The organism is Herbidospora sp. RD11066 (genome assembly GCF_054661255.1).
This window is the reverse complement of the sequence record NZ_BAAGDO010000003.1, coordinates 629644-654566: the sequence shown is the minus strand read 5'-3', so window position 1 is coordinate 654566 and position 24923 is coordinate 629644. Positions and strand designations below refer to the sequence as shown.

The window sequence follows — 24923 nt, the reverse complement described above, 5'->3', positions numbered from 1 at the left end:
CTCGGGGGAGCCCCCAGTGCGGCTGACGCGGGGGTTGGTGCGAGGCTAAGCTCGTTGCTCACCTCGGGTCTCGTCTCTTTCGCTGATAGCGGAGTCCTCCTCGGTACGGCTTTCGCGGCGAAAATCCTCGGGGGGATAAAGTGTTGTATTCGGCGCGCGGCCCGGGGGCGGAACCGGGCGTTTGTCACACCCGGGAAATGGGGTCATCACCATGAAGAAGCTGCTTCTTCTTGCCATCGTTGCCGTCGTTGGCCTGCTGTTCTGGCGCAAGGTCCAGGCCGATCGGGCCGAGCTCGACCTCTGGACCGAGGCGACCGGCAGCGAGAACTGATCTTCGTGATCAAGCTGGCCTGCCTCGACCTGGCGGGCACCACGATCGGCGACATCGCCCTGGTCGAACGGGCGTTCGCCGAGTCGATCGCGACACAGGGGATCGTTCCCGGGACCAGTGCCTACGCACGCGCGATGGTGCACGTGCACCGGTCCCGGGGCTGCCCCAAGATCGACGTTTTCCGGGGGATCTTCCCCGACAACGAAGCACAGGCCCAGGCCGCCAACCTGACCTTCGAGCGGTCCTACGAGGGGTCCATCGAGCGCGCGGGGGTCACGCCGCTCGCGGGCACGGTCGAGGCCCTCGAGAAGCTGCGCGGGGCCGGGATCAAGATCGCCCTGGTGACCGGGTTCTCCCGGGGGACGATGGGGCGGGTTCTGGGGGCGCTGGGGTGGTACGACAAGGTCGACCTCGCCCTCTCGCCTGAGGACTGCGGGCGTGGGCGGCCTTACCCGGACATGATCCTTACCGCGGTGCTGAAGCTGGGGATCGAGGACGTTCGGGCGGTCGCCGTGGCTGGCGATACCGAGAGTGACATGGTTTCTGCTCGGCGGGCGGGGGCTTCCGTGGTGGCGGGGGTGCTGACGGGGGTGCACAGCCGTGATCGGCTGGCCGCCGGCGGGGCCACGCACATTCTGGAGTCGATCGCCGATTTTCCCGCCGTGGTGATGGGGAGTGACGTGGCCGCCGTCTTGTAAGTGGCGGGCAGGTTGAGATCCTTGCTACGGTGTAGCGACGTCTGCTTGGAGCGGGCGTCAATCGGGGCCTTAGCTCAGCTGGCAGAGCGCCTGCTTTGCAAGCAGGATGTCAGGAGTTCGAATCTCCTAGGCTCCACTCTCTCTCGTAACGGCTTGTGGTTGACGCCCCTGCGGGGCGGCTTTCACAAGCCGTTTCTCGTTTGTCCACGGGGGGACGACCCCCCGAACCCCCCGCTGCGAAGGGGCTTTCGCCCCCTCGCGCTCCCTCTGGCCGCTTCGCGTCCGGCGTCGCTGTCGCTCCGGGTCGCTGTCGCTCCTTGCGATCGGGCTCCGCCCCCTCGCGCTCCCCGGCAAGGCCTCGCTTCGCTCGGGTCGCTGCTCGCTTCGCTCGTCAAATCACTTTTCTTTACGGCTTCGCCTCGACTTTGGCTCCACGTCTTCCACAGCCGACCATTAGCACGACGAGTAGGCCGACGACTCGGCGGCCAGGCTCGACGCGGCCAATGTCATCGATTCGACCATGGCCATGATCCTTTCAACCGACACGAATCAACCTGCGGATGCTCGACCGGCGGATAGGAGCCGGTCCGATCGCCGACAAAATGCGGCACACATCGCACAGATCAATCGGGCGCACCATCAGCGGTACGGCCTGGGGTGCGGGCCGAACTCGCCGAGGTGCTGGCCGAGGCGAGTTCGCTAGCCGGGTGGCAGTCCATCGACACTGGGGCGGTCAACGACGCTTGGGATCACTACGAGCGTGCCAAGTCAGTGGCCCAGGAGGCCGAAAGGCCGGCTGTTCCCGCACATGTATCGGGCGAGCAGGCGTACACGCTGATCGAGATCGGACGACCGGCCGAGGCGGTCCAGCTGAACCGGCACGTTCACCAGACCCACCGCGGACAGATACCCGCCCTGTTGCGAGCGCGGCTATCAGCTGCCGAGGCCGAAGCCGCATCGGTCCTTGGCGATGAGGTCACCTGTCGGAATGCTCTGGACCAGGCGGCGAGACTGCTCCCCGAGGATGACCGGGCGGACCCGGAGTTGCCTTACCTCGCGCTCAACCGGCATCACTTGGCGCGCTGGCGGGGCAACTGCCTAGTTCGGTTCGCTGATCCTGACACCGTTGAGGATCTACGCGGGGCGTTGGCGGGGATGGACGGGACGTTCAATCGGGCTGAGGCCGGGGTGCGGTGCGACCTCGGGCATGCGTTGCTGGCGGGTGGTGATCCGGATGCGGCGTTGCCCCATATCCAGAGGGCGCAACAACTGGCGACGATGACCGGGTCACGTCGGCAGCGACGACGGGTGGATGAGTTGGCGCGGCTGCTCAATCGGTCGCTGAACTGAGCTTGGCGAGGGCGGCGTACAGGCCGATCAGGGTTCCCGAGGTCCAGATGTCGCCACGGGCGATCATCCCTTGGACGTCGCTGATGGGGATCCACTCGATCAGGTCGGCCTCTACCTCGCCGGTCGGGGAACCGACGTACTCGGCACCTCTGGCCAGGAAGAGCAGGTGTTCGGAGTCGACCATGCCGGCCATGGGCTGGTAGGTGACCAGAGGCTCAATCGACGAGGGGCGGTAGCCGGTCTCCTCTTCGACCTCGCGGGCGGCCGTGGTCATCGGGTCTTCGCCGACCTCCACCAGGCCGCCGGGGAGTTCCCAGCCCCAGCGGTCGAACAGGAAGCGGTGCCGCCACATCAGCAGGACGTGGTCTTCATCGTTGAGAACGACGGCGATGGCTGCCCGGTTCAGGTGGACGGCGTGGTGTTCGAAGCGCTCACCGTCCGGGATCTCGACGTCGACCAGGCCCAGCCGGATCCACTCATTGTCGTAGACCAACCGTTCCCCGTGCACGACCCACCGCGACCGCTCGTCATTGGAAGCCACACCGTGACGCTACCGGGACAGCTCGTAACCGCACACCGGCATCTGCACAACGCTGCCGTCACAGTTGCCGAATAGTTCTTGTGTGGATCAAGACGGCGGCGCGCCGCGCCGCCGTAAACGGCCCTCTGCCGCCCGCCGCCCGGGCGTGCGGCGTGGGCGCCGGTCCCGGCCAGCAGCGGCCCGGGCCGTTCGCCGACCTACGTTTTCGCCGTTGCCGAACGAACGCGCCGTAGGTCGGCCCGCCGCCTTCCCGCCGTAAGCCTGCACCCGCTGGCCGATTATCCGGGGCAGGCAGAACCCGTCAAGGACGGCTGTGCAGGCAGGACAACCAGCACAGGCGGAAGGTCACCGGCGAATGGACACGCGAAGCCATCCTTGACAGAACCTGCCCGACAGTCCCGGAGTTGGCAGCTAGCGGGAGCAGGACGGTATGGCACCCGAAGAGTTGAGGCGACTGCAACACAAGATGCCATGCAGCATGTCAGTGTGGTCAATGGTTCACAAAGTGGATAAAAGTAACAAATAGAGCGAATTTACCCAACTTGCACAATGGGTGTATTTGTACGTGATTGAGAGGATTCGTCCTGCCGTCGGCCTGAAGTCGCAACAAGCAGAAGCGGGCTCCTATGGCCGTGTGTGGATCAATTGTCCAGCAACTTGGCGATAGAAGTGCAATACTCGTTCACATGGAAAAGGCTTTAGCTAGGGCCGTCGAGCTACTTGTGAGTGCGGCCGAGGGCATTGCGCCATCTCCGGGGCGCCGGGCCTGGAATTATGGGTGGCATGTCGAAAGTTATAGGCGTTCCGGGAAGGCGGCTATTTCTTTGGCGGATGAGGTTTTTAGCTTATCTGCTGAGGGCCTCATAAAATACGAGGAGTTGATGAGCGCTCTGACAGGACAGGTCCGAATTAGAGAGCGCTGGGATTCGGAAGAGATCTGGGGAGTAGTTGCCTCGCTAATTGCTCACGTCTCTAACGCCGAGAACGCAGAAGCATTAGCTGGTTCTAGCCTTGAAAGGCTACTGTACAGCAAGCCTTCTCTTGTGGTCTTTCCTGTAGCCAACGTTCAGTGGAAAGGGCCTCCTATACGCATTGCTAAAAAACTGGCCATCGGCATATTGGGGGAGGAATTTGCAAATGTCGTTGGCGGTATGGGCGGAAGGACTGGATCTTCGATCGAGGAATTAATCGACTACATGGGAACCCAGAAGCATAGGCCCCCTATCGTGGGGTTTGCTGCGCTGGTTCCCGGACAGAGAAGCCTCGCATTTACTCAGGCAGAACAGAAGTTCCACCTATTGGTGGATCTATCCCTGCTGCTCGAAGCCGATAAAGAGAAGCATGGTCTCTTTTCGGTACGTGGTGCATCGAATAGGCCTGGAGTGCGTGGCCTCACTCTAGACAGGACTGTCATTGGCGAGGCATTCAAGATATCCAACGACACAGTCGACCTTGCGTGCCAGCCATTCATACAGGACGAACTTGGTGTATCTCGTGCTCATCGCTGGTACAGCCCCGAGCGTGTTCCCTTAGAAGATCTTTTGGCAGACGATCTCCTAAGAAGCTCTATAGAAAAATGTCTAGCCAGCGAAAGTAATATATCGCGAAGAATCCAGGTTGCTGCGCGCTGGTTCTCCGAGAGTTTCTGGTCGGAGTCTACGGACGACTCGGCGCTTGCTGCAGGAGTCGCTTTAGATGCTTTGCTCGGAGCGAAGTCGGCATTACCTGGACGGGCTATGAAGGAGAGATTTGCCCTGCTTGACCCTGATCCCGATAAACGGGCAGATAGGGCTCGAAAGCATGAGGAAATTTATGCAGTCAGGAGCATCGTGGCCCATGGAGGCGAAAGTAGAAAGTTAGAGGAAGGCGACTTCGTCCGCGAAATGCAGGATGCAGTAACGTGGACGGCTAAGCGACTTCTGGAGGCGGAAAGCATCTTCTCGATTGCGAGTGACAAAAGTCTTGAGACAATGTTTGAAGATCTGCGCTGGGGAACTAGATCTTGGTAGATTACTGATAGATGTCACTGCCTCCAGCAAGACCGCTGACTATTTAATCCGCGATTGCCCCTTCAATGAAACCTGCCGAAGGCGTGAAACTAGCCTACGTCCTTTCGGCCAATAAACGAATGCCACAAGTGCGCCAATCACAAAAGACGCCAGATGAAGACATGCGGCAGCCAACTGATATGGCTCTTCACTCATAGTGTAGTTACCCGCTTCGAATGCGCGGCCGGCAACATCGGAAAACACGTTACCTATCATTATTAGCAGAAGGCCAACCAGCAGGATTGAGAACTGCAACCATCGGGGTGCACGCAAACCTCGGATAGTAATTTGGAGATTTGTTGGGAATTTAGCGAGAAGCGTAAAGATAGATGCCCACACTAGAATAACTCCAGCGACCGACAGATTGACGGCGCTTAGCTCGTATTCATATGAATAGCTCAAAATATAGAATGGTTGTGATGTGAAAAAAGAGGCGATCCTCTGGAGCTCAAACGGCGAGATTGTTAGAAGTACCACACCTATAAGAAGGGCGAGTGTCCACCTTTCTCGCCTAGCTCGAATTATGTGATTCGGCAGGATTGTTTCTTTGACAACGAAGGCAAGCCGCTCATCTAGCTCGGCATTCTTGAACCCGGCTGCTTCGTTTTGTAACGCATGGTATTCCTTGTACTGCTCCGAAATGGCTCGACCTAAAACGTCCAACCTGTGCTCGATATATAACCGTCGAGCTTCTCGCGGGACATCTTCTTCGATTTGCCTACGCAGCATTTCATGTATAGCAGATAAGTTATCGGCCTCTTTCCTTGCATACTCGGCTTCAGATTTTGCAGACTCGGCGCTGAGCTTATCTTTCATGATTTCCATCAGGAGCCTCTGCTCCTTCCTGTGGCGATACTTTGCCACAGCTGATGCCATTTGCTGAATCGCCGCGATCGCTCCGAGAATGGCGCCAATCGCCAAAAATATGTCCCATGGGTCCGAGTTGGTGGCTGGCGGCGGGGGAGCAAAAATTAAGAGTGTGACCATGGCGATATGTTAAGAGTCCGCGCCAATCGAGGAGTCTCACTTATCGAAACGTGACAGAGTGGGCTTTATGGGGTGTGACTTTAATCCCCTTTTGATGCAGACATATTCGGGTATTTTAGATGCTATTGTGGCGATATGTGCCTATCTGTACTCTGGATATGTACCTCAATCGGACGAAAAGAACTAAACGGAATATATTTGACGGTTCGTGCGAAATGATCCTTTCTGGTATGGAAGCCGTTAGCTATGCTCTGCCGTCGTGGCCCATCGCAGAACGCAGGAGTGATCGCGCGATCGTCCGTCGAACAGGGAGACAAGATCCGGATCATGCGCTGATTGAGGCTCGCCAGGTGAGGGGTACTTAGCATGGGATCAGGTCGTCTAGCGATAAGGGCCTCTAGATCTTCCGCATTCAATTCGTAAGCTGGATGAACTCAAGTGGTTCCAGTTCATGCTGTCGTGCCCGTGCCCGTGCCGTGCCCGATGAGGCGGGGCGTAGCGGAGATTCGGCGTCACTCAAGGCGATCGCGATCATGCCTCTGAACTGCACCTATGTAGATCGATCAAGATCGAAAAGGTTCTTTGCAAGCAGGATGTCAGGAGTTCAAATCTCCTAGGCTCCACTCTCTCTTCAACGGCTTGTGGTTGACGCCCTTCGGGCGGCTTTCACAAGCCGTTTCCGTTCGTCTACGGGGGGACGACCCCCCGAACCCCCCGATACGAGAGGGCTTTGCCCCCTCGCGCTCCCCCTGGCCGCTTCGCGTCCGGCGTCGCTGGCGCTCCGGGTCGCTGCGCTCCTGGCGATCGGGCTCCGCCCCCTCGCGCTCCCCGGCAGGGCCTCGCTTCGCTCGGGCCGCTGCTCGCTTCGCTCGTCAAATCCACTTTTCTTTACGGCTTCGCCTGGCCTTTGGCCACCCGACTTCCACGGCTGACCATTAACTACACGACGGGTAGGCTGCGGAACCGACGGCCAGGCTCGTTGCGGCAGTGTCATCGACCATGGCTATGAGCTTTCGGTCGACACGAACAATCTGCTCAACCGGCGGATGAGCGCCGGTCAATCGCCGACAAGATGCGAGCACACATCTCGCAGACCAACCGGGGGCCGTACGCGCTATGGCGCGATACGCCGCACCCGTATCGCGCTGCGTGGTCAATAGGGCGGGAGGATGCCGGAGCGGATGAGGGTCATCTCCGCTTCTAGGACGGCGCGGCGAAGCTCCTTCGGGGTGGTGGCGGTGACGACTAGAGGACTGTCGACCGGCCATTGGGCCATGGCGCAGAACTCGCGCTGCCAGGTCAGCCAGATCACCAGCCAGCCGAAATGCTCGTGGTTGAGTTCGTCGGCGAATCGGTGCCCGGTGTAGTGGTCGATGCGGCGGTTCCGCCGGGTGGAGCGGGATGAGCCTGGGTGATGGTGGCCCTTGGGGCGCCGGAAACGCTCGATGACTTTCCGCAGCAGCATCACGACGGGCGCTCCTCGCCGGCCTGTTCGGCGATCCGCTCCTGCCTGTTGATCGCCCTGGCCAGAGCGGCGAGGTCGTCGGCGTCGACGGCAGGAGTGGCGCCCGCCTCCTGCGCGATCTCGTCGAAGGCCTCCTTCCGCCAAGCCCACAGACGGCCGACGTCGCTGGTCAGGTATCTCCAGGTGTCGGGAACCTTGGGCGCGGTGCTGTGCATGGCGCGGACCTCCGGTACGCGGGCGAAAAAGGTGGCGAGGCGTCGAGTTCCCGACGTGAAGGAGTGGTTCGGGGGCCGGTGGGGCGTCGGCCTGGTCCGGGAGATGACCGTGTTCCGGCGACGCTGAGAGGGCACCAGCGCGGGGGTCTCGTCCGAGGGGGTGACAGCCGTGGGAGCGGTCGGACGGGGAAGCGGCTGAGGTCCGGCCGCACGACGGGTGGCCAAACGCTCGGCCGCCTGGTCGGAACTCGGCGGGACGTACTCGTGGTCGTGCTGGCGAGAGCATGCGTGTGCGTAGGGGGCGTGGCCGCAGGTGCCACATCCGAGGGGCATGGGCGGCGATTGGCCGAAGCAGACGCAGTTCTCCGACTGCGCGATGCCTCGTTCGAGGGTCGCACTAGGGCCGACCATGGGTCGGGGCTCCATCCTGATCAAGGGCTCGTTCGGTCGTTGCAGCGCCGGACGGGCCCGCTTTCGCGCGTTCGCTTGTGCAGACTTAGTTACGGAGAGTGACAGTCGAGGGCGTGCGTATAGACGCCGATCGCACGAGGCTGCTCGGCTGTCTTGAGGCCTTGTGGGGTGGGTTAAGCGGCCATGCCGGACATGGTCTTTTGTCGCATGGCGTCGGCCGGTCGGTGGGCCCTCAAAGCGATTCGGTGCTGAGGTGTTCGCTCTGGTCCATGCGCCGGATCAAGTAGCTGCGCTTTAGCGAGTCGGCTTGGGTCTGCCGTCGCTCGCCAATGGCTCGAGTTCGGATGGGGGGCTAAGGTTCGACGGGTCAGAAATGCCTTCCTGGTCGAGGGATCGCTCCAGCGCCGGCCGCGTCGAGCGAGCCCGCTCTCTTCGGGGGTGCGCCTCGTGGGCCGACTGTCGTCCGCGTCAGCCTGGGTGGCTGCTCGAGCGTTTCATGAGGCGATTGGCTTGGGACTATAGTCGGACCTCGCCATCCTGCTGTCAATTATCCCAAGACAATTTCGATGGAAGATAGGGTTGTGTAATGGCCGTGCACTCTCGATACCTGGACCTCGCCGCGCAGATCCGAGCGCGGATCGAGGCCGGAGAGTGGGAACCCGGAGCCAAGCTCCCTCGTCTGGACGACTTCGCTTCGGAGTACGGCGCCAACAGGGACACGGTCGGCCGGGCGATCGGCGTGCTGGAGTCCGAAGGATTCGTCTGGGCCGTCCAGGGTCGGGGGATCATCGTCCGGCACGGCATGATGCGGCTGCGCAGACCCCGGGGGAACCTCGTGAAGCGAAACGTCGCCGCCGACGGACCCGGCTACTCCTTCCCTTCGGCCTCGGGCCAGGAGGTGTGGAAGCACCACGTTCCGGCTACCGCGTCGATCGAGCCGCTGACCGATCAGAGGATCGCGAAGCTCCTCGGCGTCCCGGCGGGCAGCTCGGTGATGCGCAGGTTCCGCGTCACGGGGCCGGAGTCCGAGCCGCCGTTCCAGATCGGTGTCTCGTGGATCCACCCGCGTGGGGTCGGGGGAGTGCCAGAGCTCGACGCAGCGGCGACCAGTCCGGGTGAGTGGCTGCATCGGCTGGAGAAGGCCGGCCACTGGCCCATCACCTGGATGGAGATTCACCGCGCTCGCATGCCGACGAAGGACGAGGCGACCCTGCTGGAGATTCCCACCAGCCTGCCCGTACTGGAGATCGTGCGCGTGGGGACCTCGGGAGGAGACGGCAAGCCCATCGAGGTGACTGAGTACATCGTGGCCAGCGACCGTGTGGAGACGGTGCATGTCCTCCATCGCGACGAGTCGGCCCAGAGCCCGTGGCCGGAGGCGGGTGAACGATGAGCCTCACCGTCGTCGCCGCCGCCCGCACTCACGTAGGACTGGTCCGGCGGCGCAACGAAGACGCCTTCTACTGCGGCCGGTCCTTGTTCGCCGTCGCCGACGGGCTCGGCGGCCATGTGGCCGGTGACCTTGCGAGCAACACGGTCATCGACGCCTTGCGGTCGTACGACGAAGAGACCGCGGCTGCGGATCTGCTCACTGTTCTAGGGCGGATGGTCTTCTCGGCGAATCAGGCCCTGCTTGAGAAGGTCGAAGCTGAGCCGGAATCTGCGGGAATGGGAACCACGCTGGTAGCGATGCTGGTGAGTGGGCCGATGGCGGCGCTGGCGAACGTCGGTGACTCCCGTGCCTACCTCCTTCGAGACGGCGACACCGCCGATGGCAAGCCTGAAATGATCCCGATCACCGAAGACCACATCTACGGCAACCTGGTCTCCGATGCCTACGACGTTCCGAACCTTCCGCCGAGGTTGTCCCGCTTCCTCGACGGCCGGGCCGATGGTCGTTCTCCTGATCTGAACATCCGTGAGATGCAGGCCGGTGACCGGTTCCTTCTGTGCTCGGACGGACTGAGCGCGGTGGTTCCCCCGGATCTCATGCGCGAGGCCCTGTGCTCATCGACCGACCCGGGCGATGTGGCCGACCATCTTGTCTCGCTGGCCATCGATCATGGCGGTCCCGACAACATCACCGTGATCGTCGTCGATGTGCACGCGGGCTGACGGATTCTCCAAGAGCTTTTCGCCTCGCCGGTGATCCTTCCGACCGGCACGTACAAACCTGCGGATGGGTGCCGTTCCGATCGCCGACACGACGCGATACGCCGCACCCATATCGCGCCGCATGCCAGTGGGGCGGGAGGACGCCGGAGCGGATGAGGGTCATGATCTCCCTGGCCAGGGCGGCGAGGTCAGTCGGCGACCGTGAGGACGATCTTGCCGGTCGTCCGGCCCGTCTCCCCGATCTCGTGGGCCTTGGCAGCCTGCTCCAGCGGCAGGACCGTGTGAAGCTCAGGCGTCAGCCGGCCTGAGTCCACCAGAGCCGCGACCTCCCGCATCCCCGCCTGATCAGCCTCGACGATCATGAAAGTAGAGCGGAACCCGAGGGCGCGCGCATGAACCGACAGCCCGACTTCGGCCGGAGATGCGAGCGAGACGACCAGCCCTCCCTCGCGCAGCGTCCGCAGAGAGCGCGGGCCGTATTCGCCGCCGATGGTGTCGACCACGATGTCGACGTCACGGGCCGCCGAGGCGAAGTCGGTGCGCGTGTGGTCGATGACCTCGTCGGCGCCGAGGCCTCGCACGAAATCGTGCTTGGGGCCACTGGCGGTGCCGATGACGTAGGCGCCGAGCGCCTTGGCGATCTGCACCGTGACATGGCCGACCCCGCCCGCCGCGGCATGGACCAGCACGCGGTGGCCGGGGCGCACGCGGGCGGTGTCGACCAGCGCCTGCCATCCGGTGAGCGCGACCAGCGGCAAGGCGGCGGCCTGGACGTGGGACAGTGAAGCCGGCTTGCGGACCAGGTGCCGCGCGGGGGTGACCACGTATTCCGCGTAGGTGCCGGCGGGCCGTGGCTGCAACGGCATGCCGAACACCTCCTCCCCGGGTTCGAACAGGGTCACGCCCAGCCCGACCTCCTCGATCACGCCGGAGACGTCCCAGCCGAGCCGGATCGGCCCTCCCGCCAGCCCGCCGGTCACCCGGTGCCAGAAATCGGTCGGGTTGACCGACGTGGCGTGCACTCGGACGAGCACCTCACCGGGGCCTGGCTCCGGCCGGGGCACCTCGACGATCTTCAACACTTCAGGGCCGCCGAGGGAGTCCTGGCCGATCGCGCGCATTCTCATGTCCCTCAGGCTGCCAAGGCCGAGGCACCCCGGCGATTGGCCCGACTGCCAATATTTGCAAGGATCTGGCCATGCATCGCGTCGTCGTCCTGGCGCTCGACGGGGTCTACCCCTTCGAGCTCAGCATCCCCGTGAGGATCTTCGGCACCGCCGTCGGCCCCGATGAGGAGCCGCTGTACGAAGTGCTCACCTGCAGCGTCGACGGGGGACCGGTCAGGACCGCCGCCGATTTCAGCGTCACGGTCGAGAACGGCGGCGAGATCCTCGCGACGGCGGACACGCTCGTCATCCCCCCGTTCTCCTGCGGCCCCCTCGACGACAGAGCCCGGCTCTCCGACGAGGTCGCCGGGATGCTCGACCGTCTCCGGCCGGGCATCCGCATCGTGTCGATCTGCACCGCCTCCTACGTCCTGGCCGCCGCGGGCCTGCTCGACGGGCGGCCGGCGACGACCCACTGGACCGAGGCGGAGCATTTCCAGCGGATGTTCCCCAGCGTCAAGGTCAACTCCGACGTGCTGTTCGTCGACGACGGTGAGGTGCTCACCGCGGCCGGAGTCGCGTCCGGTGTCGACCTGTGCCTCTATCTGGTGCGTCGTGACCACGGCAGCGAAGTGGCCAACCGGGTCGCCCGGCTCTGCGTCGTGCCACCGTGGCGGGACGGCGGCCAGGCGCAGTTCATCGAGCGTCCGGTGCCCGAAGCGTCGGCGGCCACCACCTCCGAGACCCGCGTCTGGGCGCTGGAGCGACTCCACCGGCCCATCCCGCTCACCGAGATGGCCGGACGGGCGCGGATGAGTGTCCGCACCTTCACCCGGCGCTTCCGCGACGAGGTCGGGATGACTCCCGGCAGGTGGCTGATCCAGCAGCGCGTCGAACGCGCACGCCACCTGCTCGAGACCACCGACCTCCCCGTCGACCGCGTCGCCGAGCAGGCCGGTTTCGGGACCGGCGCGTCCATGCGCAAGCACCTGACCACCGTGATCGGCGTGTCCCCCACGGCTTACCGGCACACGTTCCGCGGCTAGTCCTCGCTCGAACCGCATCTCGCTTCGCTCGCCAAAGCTCTTTTTCTTTTACGGCTTCGCACAGCCGTCCACCAGACCACCAATGCCGACCACGGCCCCCCTGTGACCTGCACGAATTTCCGCCTGCACACTAGGGCGGGAAAGCGATTCGTACCTCCGGCGGAGTGCAGATGTCAGATGACCGCTTCGCCCGGAGGGCGCCCATGACGACCGATATCGGCGAGCACGTGAGGGACAACGAGCTCGTCGCCGGATTCCGCCAGGATCCGGAGGCGTTCACCCGCGTCTACGACCGCTACTTCCGTGACATCTACCGCTATGTGGCCGGACGGCTCGGCGAGGACGCCGCCGACGATCTCGCCGCGGAGACCTTCCTCACCGCCTTCCGGCTGCGGGCCAGGTTCGAGCCCGAACGCGGGGCCCTGCGCCCCTGGTTGTTCGGGATCGCGACCAATCTCGTCGCCCGGCACCGCCGCAAAGAGGCCCGGCACTACCAGGCACTGGCTCGTACGGGGGCCGAGCCGGACACCGAGAGCCACGAGACCCGGGTGCTCGCGTCCGTCGCGGCGGCCCGGTTGCACGCCGACCTGGTGCGAGCGCTGGCGTCGCTGAACCGGGGGGAACGCGACGTTCTGCTGCTCGTGGCGCTCGCCCAGCTCTCCCATGAGGAGGTCGCCGAGGCACTCGGCATCTCCTACGGCACGGTCGGCTCCCGGCTGAGCCGTGCCCGTACGAAGCTTCGCAAACTGATCGGCAAGGAGTCGTTCAATGGATGACCTTGAGTCCCTGCGCGTCGCGCTGGCCAAGGACCCCTCGCAGGACACGATCGACCAGGGGCGCCACCGCCTCATGAACGCCACCCGTCACCCCGCCCCCAGAAGGCGTCCCTGGCGGCTGGCCGTCGGAGCGCTCGCCCTCGGCGCTTCGGCCGCCGCCGTGATCACTATGCTGCCCACGGCCGCTCCCCTGCCCGCGCCGACCCGGGCGGAGCCCAGCGCGAGCCGGCCGGTGCAGCTGACGGGCCGGCAGATCCTGCTCGCCGCCGCCGACACTGCGGAACGGGCCGCGGACGAGCCCGGGAAGTACTGGCACGTCGTCATCGAGCACGAAGGCTCCGCGAAGACGGTCAAGGGCAAGCCGGACGGCCCGTGGCGGGCGGAATGGTGGTACCGCCGCACCGACGGCCACCTTTTCGGCGGCACCGGCGACGGCAAGGCCATGGACAACCCGCTGTCGAACGACTACTGGATCCTCGACCAGTCGTTCACCTACCAGCAGCTACAGGACCTCCCCACCGACCCGGAGGCCCTGAAGGAACTGGCGCTCAAGGGCATGCGCGACGGTCTGAAGGGCGAAAAGCCCAGAATCGGCGAGGACGGCTACGTCGCCCTGTCGATGCACTATCTGCTCTACGACGTGCCGGTCTCACCGGAGGTCAGGGCGGGCGTCCTGCGGGCGCTGGCGTCCCTGCCGATCGTGTCGAACGCGGGCGACGTCGACGGCGGCCACGGAGTAAAGGTCGACATCGACGGAGCCGCGTTCACCCTGGTCGTCGACTCGGAAACGGGCCTGCTCCGCAGCATCGTCAACGGGCCGGACAGCGTGATCGAGATCTCCACCGCCGAATGGACCGACGACCTCCCCGAGGTGGTCCAACCTCCCGCCGAGAACGAATAACCATCCGCACGAACCCAACGTCGGCAGCGGGCGATACACCGAGAGCACGTGCTCACGCCCCACTCCACGGACCTCCAGATGATCGAGGGCTGTGCAACGAGTCGGCCCGCGTTCTCAGCCCAACAGGTCGGCCGTGTCGAGAAGGTATCGCTGCTCGATCAGGTTGCCGGTCAGGGAGGTAGCCTCGCGATACAGCCTCGCTGCCCCGATCGTGTCGCCGGTCATCTGGAGCAAGTGGGCGCGGACCGTGCGTTCGCGGTGCCGGATCAGCGGGTCCCGGCCGAGCTGGAATCGGTGGTCGAGGTCGTCGAGCAGGGCCAGTCCCCGAACCGGTCCGCACGCTTTGGCCACGGCCACCACGCGGCTCAGCCGTACCGGCGGGGACAATCTGGAAGCGCCCGCTTGGCGGTCCGGTGCCTGAGTACGGACATCGAACCGCCGGCCAGCGGCCGGATTGCGGGGTGAAACCCCTAATCGTCACGGAAACGCATGGGCATACCCATCGAATGCGAATGTCAGACGGTTGACTGGCACCGTGCGGGATGCGGTCCCGCTGCAAGCCGGTAGAGCAGGAGCGAACGGGATGGACGTCCCAGCGGTGCGCCGCCTCACGTCACATGATTGGCGCTTCTGGCGGGATGTCCGTCTGCCGCGCCGGCTGACGCTCCGCGCATCTTCCACAGCAGCCTGGAGGCCGAGATCCTCGCCGAGGATGGCGAAGATGAAGTCGCTCTCGGAGTGGGGCAACCAGTCCCATCCCTGCCATGATCATCCCGGGCCGCAGGCGGTCATCGCCCGCAGCATCTCCTCGGTCGCCCGGCGGATGTCGGACAGCGGCCGGTCCATCTGGTGGACGATGCCCTTGAAGAAGCCCATCACGAGCGTGGTCGCGCCGTCCGGGTCCAGGTCCGCGCGGAAGCTGCCTTGCTCGCGGCCCGCGACGAAGATCGCCCGCAGGTGCGCCTCCCACGCCTCGTCGCTGGGCCGCAGTACTTCGTAGAGGTTGCCGTCCCGGCCCGCCCGGGCGTAGACCTCGTTGAGCACGACGAACTGGCTGCGGTCGGCCTCGAAGCGGGCGAGGATGCGGTCGACGTCCTCGACCAGTGCCCGTCGCGCGTCGTCGTGGCGGACGGGGGGGACCGGTTCGAGCGTGCGGGCGATCCGGGCGGCCACGGCCCCGACCAGCGCCTCCTTGGTCGGGAAGTAGTAGTGCAGGGTGGCGATGTTGATGCCGACCTGGCCGGCGATGTCGCGGACCCGGAGGCCCTCGAAGCCCTGGGTCGCGATGGCCTGCTGAGCGGCGTCGACGATCTGCGCGCGGCGCTGCTCCCCGTCGACGGCCCTACGCCTGGTGTCCGGCATGCGTGGTCGCCTCCCCGAGCGTTGGTTGCGCCCCTGGTCCGAAGCCTAGTGCCTGCTCATGGACGACGATCGTCGTCACGGGCGGGCCCCCGCGAGGGCCGCCCGGAACCGGGTGTAGCGCGGCGCGCCGACGAACCGCCAGATCAGCCCGAGCGGCCCGGGCATGTGCTTCTTGAGCCACGCGGTGCCGCCGTCGGGCTGTGCGGCCAGAATCGCGCCGAGCATGTTCCAGCCCTGTCCCTTGGGCACCGCCTTGCGGCCGTGCTTCTCGAACCAGTCCGCCTCGGGCTGGGTGACCACGTGCTCCACCAAGGGCACGATGGTGGCCTCCTCATCGGGGAAATGCGCGGCCAGCGCGGCGGTGACGCCGGCGAGTGCGGTCCGCACCGGCACCGCGTCGGCGGCCGACGCGCTCGCCCGCCACGCCGGCACCGCCCGGTCCAGCGCCTGGAGGTGGGTGAGCATCTCGGCGTGCTGGACCTTCATCCGCTCCACGTGCAGGAAGCAGGCCGGTGCCCGCTGGTCGATCTTGTCCCAGAGCTGTTCGTCCTCGCCTTCGTGGTGGGCGTGCAGCGCGTTGGAGATCAGGTGCAGCTGGGTCGCGACTACCCTCGCGTGCCGGGTATCGCCCTCCGCGACGGCGTCGACGAAGCCGGTGGCCTCGTCGAACGACTGCTGCAGCATCCGGTGCATGTCGAACATCCCGCTGACGTCGCAGGTCTTCGGCCCATTGAACGACGGCCTGCCCGCGGGTGCCGGTGTCAGTGTCATGGAATCAGTGTATCCATCAACTGCTTGATTGAGAAAAACGGTTCTTGTGATCGTGGCGACGCGCTCCTGAGAAGGCGGCGCATTTCGCTCAGTGCGCTGCCATCGTCGAAGCTGCCCTGGCCGACCCCGACGCCTGGCGAGGCCTTCGTTCGGCCGTGGAAGGGCTCACCGCGATGCAGGCACGGCTTCAGCGCCGCCTTTGTCGGGCAGCTTCCCCAGGGGATGGCAATCGAGGAGAAACTACGGCAGGGCATAGCCGGATTCCGGCAACTCATCCAGCGCGCGCAGAATTCCGGCCAGCTCCGCCATGACTTCGCGTTCGACGATCTCGCTCTGGTACTCATGGCCAACAGCGGTGTAGTGCAACATGCGTCGAGTTCCGCAGCCGCCACCTCAAGGCGGCTCGTCGGCTATCTGCTGGACGCCTTCAGCACAGAGGGGACTCCACGCCAGCCGCTCCCGCGCCCCGTCCCAACGGACCTGACCGGAGTGGTATTTCCGCCACCCCCTCTATAAACAAGATCCCGTCCTCGATCTTGGAGGTGAACGGACGCCAATCACAACGCAGTCCCACAACTGTTCGCTTCAGGTGACGCGGAAGACCGGCCAGCCGATCTCGGTGCGCCATGCTGCGGGATCGCTTGTGTCACGAGGGCCGACGACGTAGACCTCTCGCACCGGCCCGGCCACCGACATCGCGTTCTCCACCACCCAGGTCCCGAGCGCGCCGTACGTGACCTCGATGCCGTCGTGTTCGCCGACGTGGGTGGTGACGGCCAGCTCCGCGGCCGGGAGAATCGCGGGGTGCACGCGTCCGGTGGAAGGTGGCGCAGCGGTCGGTAGGTAGACGAGCGCGTGACCGCGCTCTTGTTCGAAGAGGGCGTTGTCGTAGCAGCCGCCCGGCGGTCCGGTCGTGGCGGCGCCGACGGCCGCCTCCAGTTCGGCCATCGCGCCTGCGTACCAGGTCGTGACGTCGCGACCGCTGACTACAGCCTCCACCGCCGCGACGGTCCGGGCGGGCTGCGCACGCAGCTCGACGTCGATCGGCGCGGGGTCGGGCCGGAGCAGGCGCCGCAGCGACACGACTGCGGCCCTGGTGCGGTCGAGTTCGTCCTCGAGGCGTTGCAGGTGGTCCGCGACCAGGGCCGCCCGGACACCGGGGTCGGGGGTCCGCAGGATTCGCTGAACATCGCTCAGGGGGACGTCGAGCTCGCGGAGCCGGTGGATGACCTGCGCGGTCGGGATCTGGTCGACGCCGTAGTAGCGGTAACCGGTGATCTCGTCCACCACGGCGGGTTCCAGCAGGGCCGCCTCGTGATACCGGCGCAGTGTCCGCACGCTCAAGTGGGTCAGCCGCGAGAACTCCCCGATGGTCAGCACCCCCACATTGTGGACTCTCTCCCAGGGGGAGAGTCCACGGCTTGACCCTCTCTCTCCGTGAGGTCGCACGGTGGGCTCATGACACAGCACACCGATCTTCCGTCCGATCTGCTCCCGACCACCGTGCGTGAGTTCTTCGCCGCCCACGTCGTCCACGACGCCGACACCGCCTCGTCGTTCCTCACCGAGGACGCGGTGGTCGTCGACCAGGACGAGACCTTCCGCGGCCGAGAAGAGGTCCACGCGTTCCTGCGGGACGCCGGGTCCGAGTTCGAGTACACGACCGAACAGATCGGCGCTCGCCGCGTCGATGACGCCCACTGGGTCGTGACCGTGCGGCTCGAGGGCACCTTCCCGGGTGGCGTCGCCGAACTCGACTACCGGTTCGCGTTGCGGGATGGCCTCGTCGCCGAACTCGTTATCGCCAACCACACAGCCTGACCGAATCCGCGCTACGTCGATCTTCAGTGGAGAGAAATGTCTAGTTCAGATCGCGATCGTCTCGACGGTCGCCGGGCGCTGGTCACGGGCGGTTCGAAGGGCTCGGGCAAGGCCGTCGTGGAGAGGCTCCGAGAAATGGGCGCCGATGTGTACGTGACGGCGCGAACGATGCCCGACGGGTACGAGCACCCCGATCGATTCATCGAAGCGGACGTGACGACGATCGAGGGCACCGATGCCGTGGCCGCTCGAATCGGTGAGGCAGGCGGCGCACTCGACATCCTGGTGCACGTCGTCGGAGGTGCGTCGACGCCGGCCGGTGGGTTCGCGGTCATCACCGATGACCAGTGGCTCACCGAGTTGAACCTCAACTTCCTGGGAGCGGTGCGGCTCGATCGAGCTCTTCTTCCGGCGGTGATCGAGTCTGGGGCGGGCGTGGTGCTGCACTTCACCTCGATCCAGCGTGAACTACCCCTGTACGACGCGTCCCTGGCGTACGCGGCCGCGAAGGCTGCCCTGCGCACGTACAGCAAGGGACTTGCCAACGAGCTCGCGCCGCGCGGCGTGCGGGTCAACGCGATCAGCCCCGGCGGGATCGAGACCGAAGCCTACGAACGATTCGTGGACCGGATCGCCGAGGGCAACGGGCTCACGCGTGAAGCGGCCAAGCAGACCATCTACGACTCCCTGGGAGGAGTACCCCTGGGGCGATTCGCGAACACCGAGGAGATCGCGGACCTGGTCGGGTTCCTGGTGTCGGACCGCGCCTCGGCGATCGTGGGCGCCGAGTACGTGATCGACGGCGGGACTGTTCCGACCGTCTGAGCCAGGAGGCGGTTGCGAGCAGCCACTCGCCAACGGCTCGATCCGGCTGCCGAACCCCTCCTGCGCAAGCAGAAGCAAGGAGAACATATGACTGCGCAAGTCACGGACCGCCACCACCCTTCGATCCGGAGCTCGCTCCTGTCGTTGAGATGCTGACCAGCCTGCGCCCTCCCGACGCGTACCGTTCGGACAACATCGTCGAGATGCGCAAGCCCGTCCCCGGGGTGGAGACCCCGACCGACGAGATCCTCTCGCGCGGTGGCGCCTACAGCGTGCAGGAGCGGGCGGTGCCAGGGCCGGACGGGGACCCGGACATCTCGCTGCTGATCTGTCTCCCGAAGCACGCGGCGACTCCGACTCCGGCGATCTACCACGTCCACGGAGGCGGCATGATCGTCGGAGACAACCGGTTCGGCCTGGGGGAGATGCTGAACCTGGCCGAACCGATGGGCATGGCGTTGGTCTCGGTCGAGTATCGGCTCGCACCCGAGACACCCCACCCCGGTCCCGTCGAGGACTGCTACGCGGGCCTGCTGTGGCTGTCGGATCACGCCCACGAGCTCAACATCGACTCTGAGCGTATCGTCATCGGCGGTGCGAGCGCCGGCGGCGGCCTCGCGGCGGCTGTCACCCTGATGGCACGCGACCGCAGCGGCCCGGCCATCCTGGCCCAGCTGCTCCTGTCGCCGATGCTGGACGACCGCAACGATTCGCCCTCCGCTCAGCAGATGCGCGGCCTCGGCATCTGGGACAGCTCCTCGAACGAGACCGGGTGGAACGCGCTCCTCGGCGACGGCGTTCGCGGAAGAGCGGACGTGTCTTCGTACGCCGCGCCTTCCCGCGCCGCAAACCTCTCCGGCCTGCCCTCCACGTTCGTCGACGTCGGGTCGGCCGAAACGTTCCGGGACGAGGACGTCGCCTACGCCGGCCGCATGTGGCAGGCGGGCGGCAACGTCGAACTGCACGTCTGGCCCGGCGGGTTCCACGGGTTCGACGTCGTGGTTCCCGGCAGCAGCGGCGCGATGAGCACGTAGAGACTTTCGGGGATCAAGGCCGGTACGTAGTCGACACCGATGGGCCACCGCCCTGGGCGGGCTTGACGGCCGCGGGGCCATGTTGCATGGTTAGTTACACATGTAGCTAACCAGTTGGGCGGCTAAGCCAACGATGGACGACGACCGACCGATCTTCCTTCAGATCGCCGAGCTGATCGAGAACTCCATCATCGACGGGTCGCTGGTGGAGGAGGCCCAAGTCCCGTCCACCAACGAGCTTGCCGCCTTTCACCGGATCAACCCGGCCACCGCGGCCAAGGGCGTCAACCAACTCGTGTCGGACGGAACGCTCTACAAGCGGCGCGGCATCGGCATGTTCGTCGCCGGTGGCGCCCGGGACCGGCTGCGCGAGCGGCGACGGGAACGGTTCACCGAGCAGTACGTGGAACCCCTGCTCGCCGAGGCCCGCAAGCTCGGCATCGGCCACGACGAGCTGATGAAGATGATCGATTCATCCGGTGCGGTTGTCGGAAGGGACCTGGGATGACGGCGGTGGCAACCGCACACGGGCTGACCAAGCGCTTTGGTGACGTCACGGCGCTCGACGACGTGAGCTTCGCGCTGGCCGAGCATACGATCTACGGCCTGCTCGGGCGCAACGGGGCGGGCAAGACCACTCTGATGCAGATCCTCACCGGGCAGGCGTTCGCGTCGTCGGGGAGTGTGTCGGTCTTCGACGCGCCACCGGCGGAGAACCCGGCCGTCCTGTCGAAGGTCTGTTTCGTCCGGGAGAGCCAGCGCTACCCCCACGTCTACACCGTGCGCCACGTCTTACACACCGCACGCCGGCTGTTCGCGAACTGGGACGACACGTTCGCGCACAGCCTCGCCGCGGACTTCCAGTTACCGGCCGGGCGGCTGGTCCGCAGGCTCTCGCGGGGCATGCTGTCGGCCCTCGGCGTGACCGTCGGGCTGGCCGCGCGGGCGCCCCTGACGTTCTTCGATGAGCCGTACCTCGGGCTCGACCCGGCCGCCCGGCAGCTTTTCTACGACCGCCTGCTCGCCGACTACGCCGGGCATCCCCGCACCGTGGTGCTGTCCACCCATCTCATCGACGAGGTGAGCGATCTGGTCGAGCGGGTGCTGCTCATCGACCGTGGCCGCCTGCTGCTCGACGAGGACGCCGACGACCTGCGCGGGCGGGCGGTGGCGGCCACCGGACAGGCGGAGGCCGTGGACGGGTTCGCCGCCGGACGCACCGAGTTGCACCGCGAGCGGTTGAGCGGCCTGACCCGGGCGACCGTCCTCGATGGGCTCGGACCGCAGGCGAAGGCGCTCGCGCGGACGCTGAACGTCGAGCTGGAGCCGTTATCGCTGCAGCAACTCGTGGTCCGCCTGACCGTACCGCCGACGCCAACGGCGCCGGCGGACCGGGAGGCCGCCCGATGAACCGCATCCTTCAGGTGGCCCGTCTCCAGATGCCGGCCTGGCCGCAGATCGTGGGCTGGACGTGGGGCATGACGGCCGTCGCGTTCGTCATCAACCTGCTGGGCGTCATGGCGAACCACGACCCGGGCGACGGTGTGACGACCACCGCCGGTGTGGTCGGCCTGTGCGGCGGCGCGATCGGGCTGGCCACCGTCTCGGTCACCCAGATCTTCCCGTACGCACTGGGCATGAGCGTGACCCGCCGGGAGTTCTACCTGGCCTGGTCGCTGCTCGCGGTCGTCCAGTCGGTGCTCTACGCGCTGGTGCTCTGCCTGCTGCACGCCGTGGAACAGGCCACCGGCTACTGGGGGTGGGGGATGCGCTTCTTCGGCCTGCCGTTCATGGATGACGCCAACCCGGTGCTGCTCCTGCTCGGGTACGCCGTACCCATGCTGGTCGTGACCCACCTCGGAATCCTGCTCGGCACGTTGTACCTGCGCTGGGGCACGACCGGCGTCCTCGCCAGCCTCACCCTGACGTTCACGGCGCTCGGGCTGGCCGCCGCGCTGATCACGTGGACCCGGCAATGGCACGCGATCGGCCGCTGGTTGCTCGACCAGTCCCCCACGGCGCTGCTCGCCGGCTGGCCGGTCCTGGTGGCCGCCGCGTGCGCGGCCGGCGGGTACAGGCTCATCCGCCGTGCGACGGCGTAGGCGCGGCGGGCACTCGGCCGTGATGGGCCGCCGGATTGTCAGCCCTGTCCGCCACCGTCCTCGGGAGAGATGCAATGACGAACAATGACACGCCCCCGCCCGCCGCAGGTCTCGGGATCTGGGCAAATCTCGGGATCTGGATCGCATTCGGCGCTGTCTTCGGCCTCCTCGTCGGCGTCGTCGTCGGGGGTTCCTTCGACGACCTCACTTATGGAATCGGGCTGGGTTCGTTCTTCGGTCCGGGCCTGGGTGTGGCCGCCTGGGCCGTCTTCATCGCGTCGCGCAGGAATGCCCGCCGCGACTCCTGAGCGTCGCGCCAGGCGGTCACCTCCCGGGCGGTGACCGCCGAAATTCACAGCTGGGACCGCTGCAGATGCCGGGCGATCACCTTTCGTGAAGCCCTCAGGTGCCGCAGATCACCTGCCAGCACCACCAGGCGCCGGTCTCGGTGTCGACCGCGCAGCGGTAGCACACGATGGCGCCGGTCTCCTGTTCCACGGTCTGCATCTCGTTGATGGGGGCGCTCTCGCCGATGGCACGGACGTCGGAGATCACGCCGTCCTTCCACTCGAGCAGAACCTCGGCGGAGCCGACCTGGACCACGACCTCGCCCGCTCCGCCCGAGGGGCGTGGCGGGTTGGTGTCCAGTGTTACCCCGATGGTGGCGACCTTCCTGGCCATGGTGCTCTCCTCTGTCGAAGGTGACTCCCCGCCAAGGTCCCTCTCCCAACGACCCCGCGCATGAGTCGCCCCCTACTCAAGAAGCGGGCAGACGTGATGCTTCATGGGAATGTGGACGACTACCTCGTCACGGGCGGTGTCGCCGATGGCGATCATGTAAAGAAGCTGAGAGACGCCGAGGGTGTCCATGAACCGCGCGTTGCTCTCGACCGGACGACCTGGCGATTGACCTTGTGGTCACGGTCACGCACGTTTTCGAGAGGAGCGCACGATGAGTCACAGCCGTTGGGAAACCTACAAGGCGAAGCGTCTGCGCCAGATGGAAGCAGATGCGCAGCCTCACCCCGAATACGAGCAGGCGGGCCGTGACCTCGAGCTCGGTGATCAGTTGCGTGAGATCCGCCGACGCCGGGGTCTGTCCCAGAAAGTCGTAGCGGAACGGGCGGGGATGTCCCAGCCTGCTCTGTCTCGCATTGAGAGCGGGGGCGGCATCCCCGATATAGCCACGCTGGTACGCCTGGGTGCGGCGATGGGAGTGCGGTTCCGCGTCGAGCTCATCGTCGACGACGACATCACCGAAATCGAGCCTCTGGTGGTGTCCATATTCAGGTGAGTACTTTGCGCAGCCCATAGACGGCGGCCCCGGCCGCGATCACTGCCGCGCCTGTCAGCACGGAGTTCAGGGGCAGGGCGAAGGCCAAGACCAGGCAGCCGGCCGTACCGACGATTGGCACGATGCGGGCAGGCCTGCCCTCGGTGGCGCTCAAGGTCCAGGCGGACGCATTCGCGACCGCGTAGTAGACCAGCACGCCGAACGACGAGAAGCCGATCGCGCCCCGCACGTCCGTCGTGGCGGCGAGGACCGCGACGACCGCGCCCACGGCGAGTTCGGCGCGGTGGGGCACCTGGAATCGGGGGTGGACGGCGGCCAGGACGTGCGGCAGGTGCCGATCGCGGGCCATGGCCAGAGTGGTGCGCGAGACGCCCAGGATCAGGGCGAGCAGCGAGCCGAGCGCGGCCACCGCGGCACCGATCTGCACGAACGGCGTCAGCGCCGGGGCGCCGGCCACCCGAACGGCTTCGACCAGCGGAGCGGTGGTGTGGGCGAGCAGGCCGGGGCCGAGGACCAGCAGGACGCAGACGGCCACCAGTGCGTACACGACCAGAGTGATGCCGAGCGCGAGGGGGATCGCGCGGGGGATGGTCCGTTCGGGGTCGCGGACCTCCTCGCCGAGGGTGGCGATGCGCGCGTACCCGGCGAAGGCGAAGAACAGCAGGCCCGCGGCCTGGAGCACGCCGGTGAAGGAGGCGTCCGCGCCGATGTCGAGCCGGGTCACGTCGGCGGCGCCGGTGGTGAGGCAGACGGTGGCCACGGCGGCGAGGACGGCCAGGACGACGGCGACGATCACGCGGGTCAGGAGCGCCGACTTGTGCACGCCGACGTAGTTCACGGCGGTCAGCGCGACCACCGCCGCGACCGCGACCGCGTGCTCCTGGCCGGGCCACATGTAGGAGCCGACCGTCAGGGCCATCGCCGCGCAGGACGCGATCTTGCCGATCACGAAGGCCCATCCGGCCAGGTAGCCCCAGAACTCGCCGAGCCGCTCCCGCCCGTAGACGTAGGTTCCGCCGGACTGCGGATAGCGGGCGGCGAGCCGGGCGGAGGAGGTGGCGTTGCAGTAGGCGACCACCGCGGCGAGGGCCAGTCCGAGCAGGAGCCCTGATCCGGCCGCCGAGGCGGCGGGGGCGAGCGCCGCGAAGATCCCGGCTCCGATCATCGAGCCGAGGCCGATCATCACGGCGTCGAACACCCCCAGGCGCCGCTTCAGCGTGGACGTGTCCATGACTCACTCCCAGCGCCGGGTTCGCTATCGGACGCAGGCTATAGGACCAGCGTGAACGCTGATCGAGGGTCATGGCCGGCGGTTACGGGCCATGGCCAGTGTTCCCAGGGTGGTGGCGATCAGGCCCAGTACCAGGGCCACCACGCCTCCGACGATTCCTGAACCGGTTCCGGGACCGCCCTCGGCGGTGGCCACGACCAGGCCGCCGACGACGACGCCGACCGGTCCCGTCACCAGCGCGACGACGGTCCCCCGCCTGTCACGAGGGGCGCGGGACAGGGCCAGCCCGCCCATGACCGCGCCGGCCAGCGCGACCAGTGCGGCCACCAAGGACCACACCCGGCCGCCGGTCAGTGTGTACGCGCCGACGGGATCGGCGAGGATCAGGTGGATCGACATGTGGCGCTCCCAGCTCCGAACGGGTGGATGAGCCCGATCATGTCCACCCGACCCGCCGCCCGTCGTCCGGCGTGCGCAGACAATCGGTACCGCA

General features: G+C 66.0%; 30 protein-coding genes and 1 tRNA gene. 18 read left to right on the top strand and 13 right to left on the bottom strand.

What is annotated here, in order from left to right:
• Positions 1–211 precede the first annotated feature (211 nt).
• The 4 genes from ACYQ78_RS14630 (at position 212) to ACYQ78_RS14615 (ending at position 2379) form a co-directional block, all read left to right on the top strand.
• Complete coding sequence (locus tag ACYQ78_RS14630) at positions 212–331, top strand: DLW-39 family protein (protein WP_212735470.1); 120 nt, start codon at positions 212–214, stop codon at positions 329–331.
• Positions 332–336: 5 nt separating this feature from the next.
• A complete protein-coding gene (locus ACYQ78_RS14625; protein ID WP_459801358.1) occupies positions 337–1029 on the top strand; it encodes an HAD-IA family hydrolase in 693 nt (230 codons plus the stop codon).
• Between the two features lie 63 nt (positions 1030–1092).
• Positions 1093–1165: transfer RNA gene (locus ACYQ78_RS14620), tRNA-Ala, on the top strand.
• 521 nt (positions 1166–1686) lie between these two features.
• Positions 1687–2379, top strand: a complete 693-nt coding sequence (locus ACYQ78_RS14615; protein WP_459801357.1) for a hypothetical protein — start codon at positions 1687–1689, stop codon at positions 2377–2379.
• On the opposite strand, the gene ACYQ78_RS14610 is transcribed toward ACYQ78_RS14615, so the two are convergent.
• On the bottom strand, positions 2360–2920 hold the full coding sequence (locus tag ACYQ78_RS14610) for an NUDIX hydrolase (protein ID WP_459801356.1): 561 nt from the start codon (positions 2918–2920) through the stop codon (positions 2360–2362). The genes ACYQ78_RS14615 and ACYQ78_RS14610 overlap by 20 nt on opposite strands.
• Before the next feature lie 686 nt (positions 2921–3606).
• Here ACYQ78_RS14610 and ACYQ78_RS14605 point away from each other — a divergent pair.
• Complete coding sequence (locus tag ACYQ78_RS14605; RefSeq protein ID WP_459801355.1) at positions 3607–4929, top strand: hypothetical protein; 1323 nt, start codon at positions 3607–3609, stop codon at positions 4927–4929.
• A 39-nt stretch (positions 4930–4968) separates the two neighbouring features.
• On the opposite strand, the gene ACYQ78_RS14600 is transcribed toward ACYQ78_RS14605, so the two are convergent.
• From ACYQ78_RS14600 to ACYQ78_RS14590, 3 genes are all read right to left on the bottom strand, one after another.
• A complete protein-coding gene (locus tag ACYQ78_RS14600) occupies positions 4969–5955 on the bottom strand; it encodes a hypothetical protein (RefSeq protein ID WP_459801354.1) in 987 nt (328 codons plus the stop codon).
• A gap of 1153 nt (positions 5956–7108) precedes the next feature.
• Positions 7109–7420: a hypothetical protein gene (locus tag ACYQ78_RS14595; protein WP_459801353.1), complete on the bottom strand. Its 312-nt coding sequence runs from the start codon at positions 7418–7420 to the stop codon at positions 7109–7111.
• Entirely contained in the window at positions 7420–8046 is a 627-nt protein-coding gene (locus ACYQ78_RS14590; protein WP_459801352.1) for a hypothetical protein, read from the bottom strand. The genes ACYQ78_RS14595 and ACYQ78_RS14590 overlap by 1 nt, the downstream gene beginning before the upstream one ends.
• A gap of 586 nt (positions 8047–8632) precedes the next feature.
• On the opposite strand from ACYQ78_RS14590, the gene ACYQ78_RS14585 reads away from it, so the two are divergent.
• Entirely contained in the window at positions 8633–9439 is an 807-nt protein-coding gene (locus tag ACYQ78_RS14585) for a GntR family transcriptional regulator (RefSeq protein WP_459801351.1), read from the top strand.
• Positions 9436–10161, top strand: a complete 726-nt coding sequence (locus ACYQ78_RS14580) for a PP2C family protein-serine/threonine phosphatase (RefSeq protein ID WP_459801350.1) — start codon at positions 9436–9438, stop codon at positions 10159–10161. Before ACYQ78_RS14585 ends, ACYQ78_RS14580 begins: the two co-directional genes overlap by 4 nt.
• Positions 10162–10349: 188 nt before the next feature.
• On the opposite strand, the gene ACYQ78_RS14575 is transcribed toward ACYQ78_RS14580, so the two are convergent.
• On the bottom strand, positions 10350–11282 hold the full coding sequence (locus tag ACYQ78_RS14575; protein ID WP_459801775.1) for an NADP-dependent oxidoreductase: 933 nt from the start codon (positions 11280–11282) through the stop codon (positions 10350–10352).
• A gap of 77 nt (positions 11283–11359) precedes the next feature.
• Between ACYQ78_RS14575 and ACYQ78_RS14570 the strand changes: the two genes are divergently transcribed.
• The 3 genes from ACYQ78_RS14570 (at position 11360) to ACYQ78_RS14560 (ending at position 13990) form a co-directional block, all read left to right on the top strand.
• The gene (locus tag ACYQ78_RS14570) at positions 11360–12313 is read left to right on the top strand and encodes a GlxA family transcriptional regulator (protein WP_459801349.1); all 954 of its coding nucleotides are present in this window, start codon (positions 11360–11362) and stop codon (positions 12311–12313) included.
• Positions 12314–12516: 203 nt separating this feature from the next.
• Entirely contained in the window at positions 12517–13089 is a 573-nt protein-coding gene (locus ACYQ78_RS14565; protein ID WP_459801348.1) for an RNA polymerase sigma factor, read from the top strand.
• Complete coding sequence (locus ACYQ78_RS14560; RefSeq protein ID WP_459801347.1) at positions 13082–13990, top strand: CU044_5270 family protein; 909 nt, start codon at positions 13082–13084, stop codon at positions 13988–13990. The genes ACYQ78_RS14565 and ACYQ78_RS14560 overlap by 8 nt, the downstream gene beginning before the upstream one ends.
• 114 nt (positions 13991–14104) lie before the next feature.
• Here the strand turns inward: ACYQ78_RS14560 and ACYQ78_RS14555 are convergent, their stop codons facing one another.
• The 5 genes from ACYQ78_RS14555 to ACYQ78_RS14535 all read right to left on the bottom strand — a co-directional run bounded on the left by ACYQ78_RS14555 (position 14105) and on the right by ACYQ78_RS14535 (position 17503).
• Positions 14105–14347, bottom strand: a complete 243-nt coding sequence (locus ACYQ78_RS14555) for a hypothetical protein (RefSeq protein ID WP_459801346.1) — start codon at positions 14345–14347, stop codon at positions 14105–14107.
• A gap of 411 nt (positions 14348–14758) precedes the next feature.
• Positions 14759–15352 carry a TetR/AcrR family transcriptional regulator gene (locus ACYQ78_RS14550; protein WP_459801345.1) on the bottom strand — a complete coding sequence of 198 codons (594 nt, stop codon included), beginning with the start codon at positions 15350–15352 and terminating at the stop codon, positions 14759–14761.
• Between the two features lie 75 nt (positions 15353–15427).
• Positions 15428–16123, bottom strand: a complete 696-nt coding sequence (locus ACYQ78_RS14545; protein WP_459801344.1) for a hemerythrin domain-containing protein — start codon at positions 16121–16123, stop codon at positions 15428–15430.
• Between the two features lie 240 nt (positions 16124–16363).
• Complete coding sequence (locus ACYQ78_RS14540) at positions 16364–16492, bottom strand: hypothetical protein (protein WP_459801343.1); 129 nt, start codon at positions 16490–16492, stop codon at positions 16364–16366.
• A 216-nt stretch (positions 16493–16708) separates the two neighbouring features.
• Complete coding sequence (locus ACYQ78_RS14535) at positions 16709–17503, bottom strand: MerR family transcriptional regulator (RefSeq protein WP_459801342.1); 795 nt, start codon at positions 17501–17503, stop codon at positions 16709–16711.
• Between the two features lie 78 nt (positions 17504–17581).
• On the opposite strand from ACYQ78_RS14535, the gene ACYQ78_RS14530 reads away from it, so the two are divergent.
• From ACYQ78_RS14530 to ACYQ78_RS14500, 7 genes are all read left to right on the top strand, one after another.
• Complete coding sequence (locus tag ACYQ78_RS14530; RefSeq protein WP_459801341.1) at positions 17582–17944, top strand: nuclear transport factor 2 family protein; 363 nt, start codon at positions 17582–17584, stop codon at positions 17942–17944.
• Between the two features lie 36 nt (positions 17945–17980).
• Positions 17981–18769: an SDR family oxidoreductase gene (locus ACYQ78_RS14525; protein ID WP_459801340.1), complete on the top strand. Its 789-nt coding sequence runs from the start codon at positions 17981–17983 to the stop codon at positions 18767–18769.
• 149 nt (positions 18770–18918) lie between these two features.
• Positions 18919–19803, top strand: a complete 885-nt coding sequence (locus ACYQ78_RS14520; protein WP_459801339.1) for an alpha/beta hydrolase — start codon at positions 18919–18921, stop codon at positions 19801–19803.
• 133 nt (positions 19804–19936) lie between these two features.
• Positions 19937–20311 carry a GntR family transcriptional regulator gene (locus tag ACYQ78_RS14515; RefSeq protein ID WP_459801338.1) on the top strand — a complete coding sequence of 125 codons (375 nt, stop codon included), beginning with the start codon at positions 19937–19939 and terminating at the stop codon, positions 20309–20311.
• Complete coding sequence (locus tag ACYQ78_RS14510; protein WP_459801337.1) at positions 20308–21213, top strand: ABC transporter ATP-binding protein; 906 nt, start codon at positions 20308–20310, stop codon at positions 21211–21213. The genes ACYQ78_RS14515 and ACYQ78_RS14510 overlap by 4 nt, the downstream gene beginning before the upstream one ends.
• Positions 21210–21905: a hypothetical protein gene (locus ACYQ78_RS14505; RefSeq protein ID WP_459801336.1), complete on the top strand. Its 696-nt coding sequence runs from the start codon at positions 21210–21212 to the stop codon at positions 21903–21905. Before ACYQ78_RS14510 ends, ACYQ78_RS14505 begins: the two co-directional genes overlap by 4 nt.
• Positions 21906–21979: 74 nt before the next feature.
• Positions 21980–22213 (top strand): hypothetical protein, encoded by a 234-nt coding sequence (locus tag ACYQ78_RS14500; protein ID WP_459801335.1) that lies wholly within the window; start codon positions 21980–21982, stop codon positions 22211–22213.
• A gap of 94 nt (positions 22214–22307) precedes the next feature.
• On the opposite strand, the gene ACYQ78_RS14495 is transcribed toward ACYQ78_RS14500, so the two are convergent.
• On the bottom strand, positions 22308–22586 hold the full coding sequence (locus ACYQ78_RS14495; protein ID WP_459801334.1) for a hypothetical protein: 279 nt from the start codon (positions 22584–22586) through the stop codon (positions 22308–22310).
• Positions 22587–22857: 271 nt separating this feature from the next.
• On the opposite strand from ACYQ78_RS14495, the gene ACYQ78_RS14490 reads away from it, so the two are divergent.
• Positions 22858–23199 (top strand): helix-turn-helix domain-containing protein, encoded by a 342-nt coding sequence (locus ACYQ78_RS14490; protein WP_459801333.1) that lies wholly within the window; start codon positions 22858–22860, stop codon positions 23197–23199.
• Here the strand turns inward: ACYQ78_RS14490 and ACYQ78_RS14485 are convergent.
• Together ACYQ78_RS14485 and ACYQ78_RS14480 are read right to left on the bottom strand one after the other, a co-directional pair.
• Positions 23192–24430, bottom strand: a complete 1239-nt coding sequence (locus ACYQ78_RS14485) for an APC family permease (RefSeq protein WP_459801332.1) — start codon at positions 24428–24430, stop codon at positions 23192–23194. The genes ACYQ78_RS14490 and ACYQ78_RS14485 overlap by 8 nt on opposite strands.
• A 69-nt stretch (positions 24431–24499) precedes the next feature.
• A complete protein-coding gene (locus ACYQ78_RS14480) occupies positions 24500–24829 on the bottom strand; it encodes a DUF6223 family protein (RefSeq protein WP_459801331.1) in 330 nt (109 codons plus the stop codon).
• Positions 24830–24923: the final 94 nt, after the last annotated feature.

Excerpts from the sequence above, each read along its gene's own strand:
- ACYQ78_RS14630 (WP_212735470.1), top strand. The coding sequence starts at position 212 with ATGAAGAAGCTGCTTCTTCTTGCCATCGTTGCCGTCGTTGGCCTGCTG.
- ACYQ78_RS14605 (WP_459801355.1), top strand. The coding sequence starts at position 3,607 with ATGGAAAAGGCTTTAGCTAGGGCCGTCGAGCTACTTGTGAGTGCGGCC.
- ACYQ78_RS14600 (WP_459801354.1), bottom strand. The coding sequence starts at position 5,955 with ATGGTCACACTCTTAATTTTTGCTCCCCCGCCGCCAGCCACCAACTCG.
- ACYQ78_RS14595 (WP_459801353.1), bottom strand. The coding sequence starts at position 7,420 with ATGCTGCTGCGGAAAGTCATCGAGCGTTTCCGGCGCCCCAAGGGCCAC.
- ACYQ78_RS14590 (WP_459801352.1), bottom strand. The coding sequence starts at position 8,046 with ATGGTCGGCCCTAGTGCGACCCTCGAACGAGGCATCGCGCAGTCGGAG.
- ACYQ78_RS14585 (WP_459801351.1), top strand. The coding sequence starts at position 8,633 with ATGGCCGTGCACTCTCGATACCTGGACCTCGCCGCGCAGATCCGAGCG.
- ACYQ78_RS14580 (WP_459801350.1), top strand. The coding sequence starts at position 9,436 with ATGAGCCTCACCGTCGTCGCCGCCGCCCGCACTCACGTAGGACTGGTC.
- ACYQ78_RS14575 (WP_459801775.1), bottom strand. The coding sequence starts at position 11,282 with ATGCGCGCGATCGGCCAGGACTCCCTCGGCGGCCCTGAAGTGTTGAAG.
- ACYQ78_RS14570 (WP_459801349.1), top strand. The coding sequence starts at position 11,360 with ATGCATCGCGTCGTCGTCCTGGCGCTCGACGGGGTCTACCCCTTCGAG.
- ACYQ78_RS14565 (WP_459801348.1), top strand. The coding sequence starts at position 12,517 with ATGACGACCGATATCGGCGAGCACGTGAGGGACAACGAGCTCGTCGCC.
- ACYQ78_RS14560 (WP_459801347.1), top strand. The coding sequence starts at position 13,082 with ATGGATGACCTTGAGTCCCTGCGCGTCGCGCTGGCCAAGGACCCCTCG.
- ACYQ78_RS14550 (WP_459801345.1), bottom strand. The coding sequence starts at position 15,352 with ATGCCGGACACCAGGCGTAGGGCCGTCGACGGGGAGCAGCGCCGCGCG.
- ACYQ78_RS14545 (WP_459801344.1), bottom strand. The coding sequence starts at position 16,123 with ATGACACTGACACCGGCACCCGCGGGCAGGCCGTCGTTCAATGGGCCG.
- ACYQ78_RS14540 (WP_459801343.1), bottom strand. The coding sequence starts at position 16,492 with ATGTTGCACTACACCGCTGTTGGCCATGAGTACCAGAGCGAGATCGTC.
- ACYQ78_RS14530 (WP_459801341.1), top strand. The coding sequence starts at position 17,582 with ATGACACAGCACACCGATCTTCCGTCCGATCTGCTCCCGACCACCGTG.
- ACYQ78_RS14525 (WP_459801340.1), top strand. The coding sequence starts at position 17,981 with ATGTCTAGTTCAGATCGCGATCGTCTCGACGGTCGCCGGGCGCTGGTC.
- ACYQ78_RS14520 (WP_459801339.1), top strand. The coding sequence starts at position 18,919 with ATGCTGACCAGCCTGCGCCCTCCCGACGCGTACCGTTCGGACAACATC.
- ACYQ78_RS14515 (WP_459801338.1), top strand. The coding sequence starts at position 19,937 with ATGGACGACGACCGACCGATCTTCCTTCAGATCGCCGAGCTGATCGAG.
- ACYQ78_RS14510 (WP_459801337.1), top strand. The coding sequence starts at position 20,308 with ATGACGGCGGTGGCAACCGCACACGGGCTGACCAAGCGCTTTGGTGAC.
- ACYQ78_RS14505 (WP_459801336.1), top strand. The coding sequence starts at position 21,210 with ATGAACCGCATCCTTCAGGTGGCCCGTCTCCAGATGCCGGCCTGGCCG.
- ACYQ78_RS14500 (WP_459801335.1), top strand. The coding sequence starts at position 21,980 with ATGACGAACAATGACACGCCCCCGCCCGCCGCAGGTCTCGGGATCTGG.
- ACYQ78_RS14495 (WP_459801334.1), bottom strand. The coding sequence starts at position 22,586 with ATGGCCAGGAAGGTCGCCACCATCGGGGTAACACTGGACACCAACCCG.
- ACYQ78_RS14490 (WP_459801333.1), top strand. The coding sequence starts at position 22,858 with ATGAGTCACAGCCGTTGGGAAACCTACAAGGCGAAGCGTCTGCGCCAG.
- ACYQ78_RS14485 (WP_459801332.1), bottom strand. The coding sequence starts at position 24,430 with ATGGACACGTCCACGCTGAAGCGGCGCCTGGGGGTGTTCGACGCCGTG.
- ACYQ78_RS14480 (WP_459801331.1), bottom strand. The coding sequence starts at position 24,829 with ATGTCGATCCACCTGATCCTCGCCGATCCCGTCGGCGCGTACACACTG.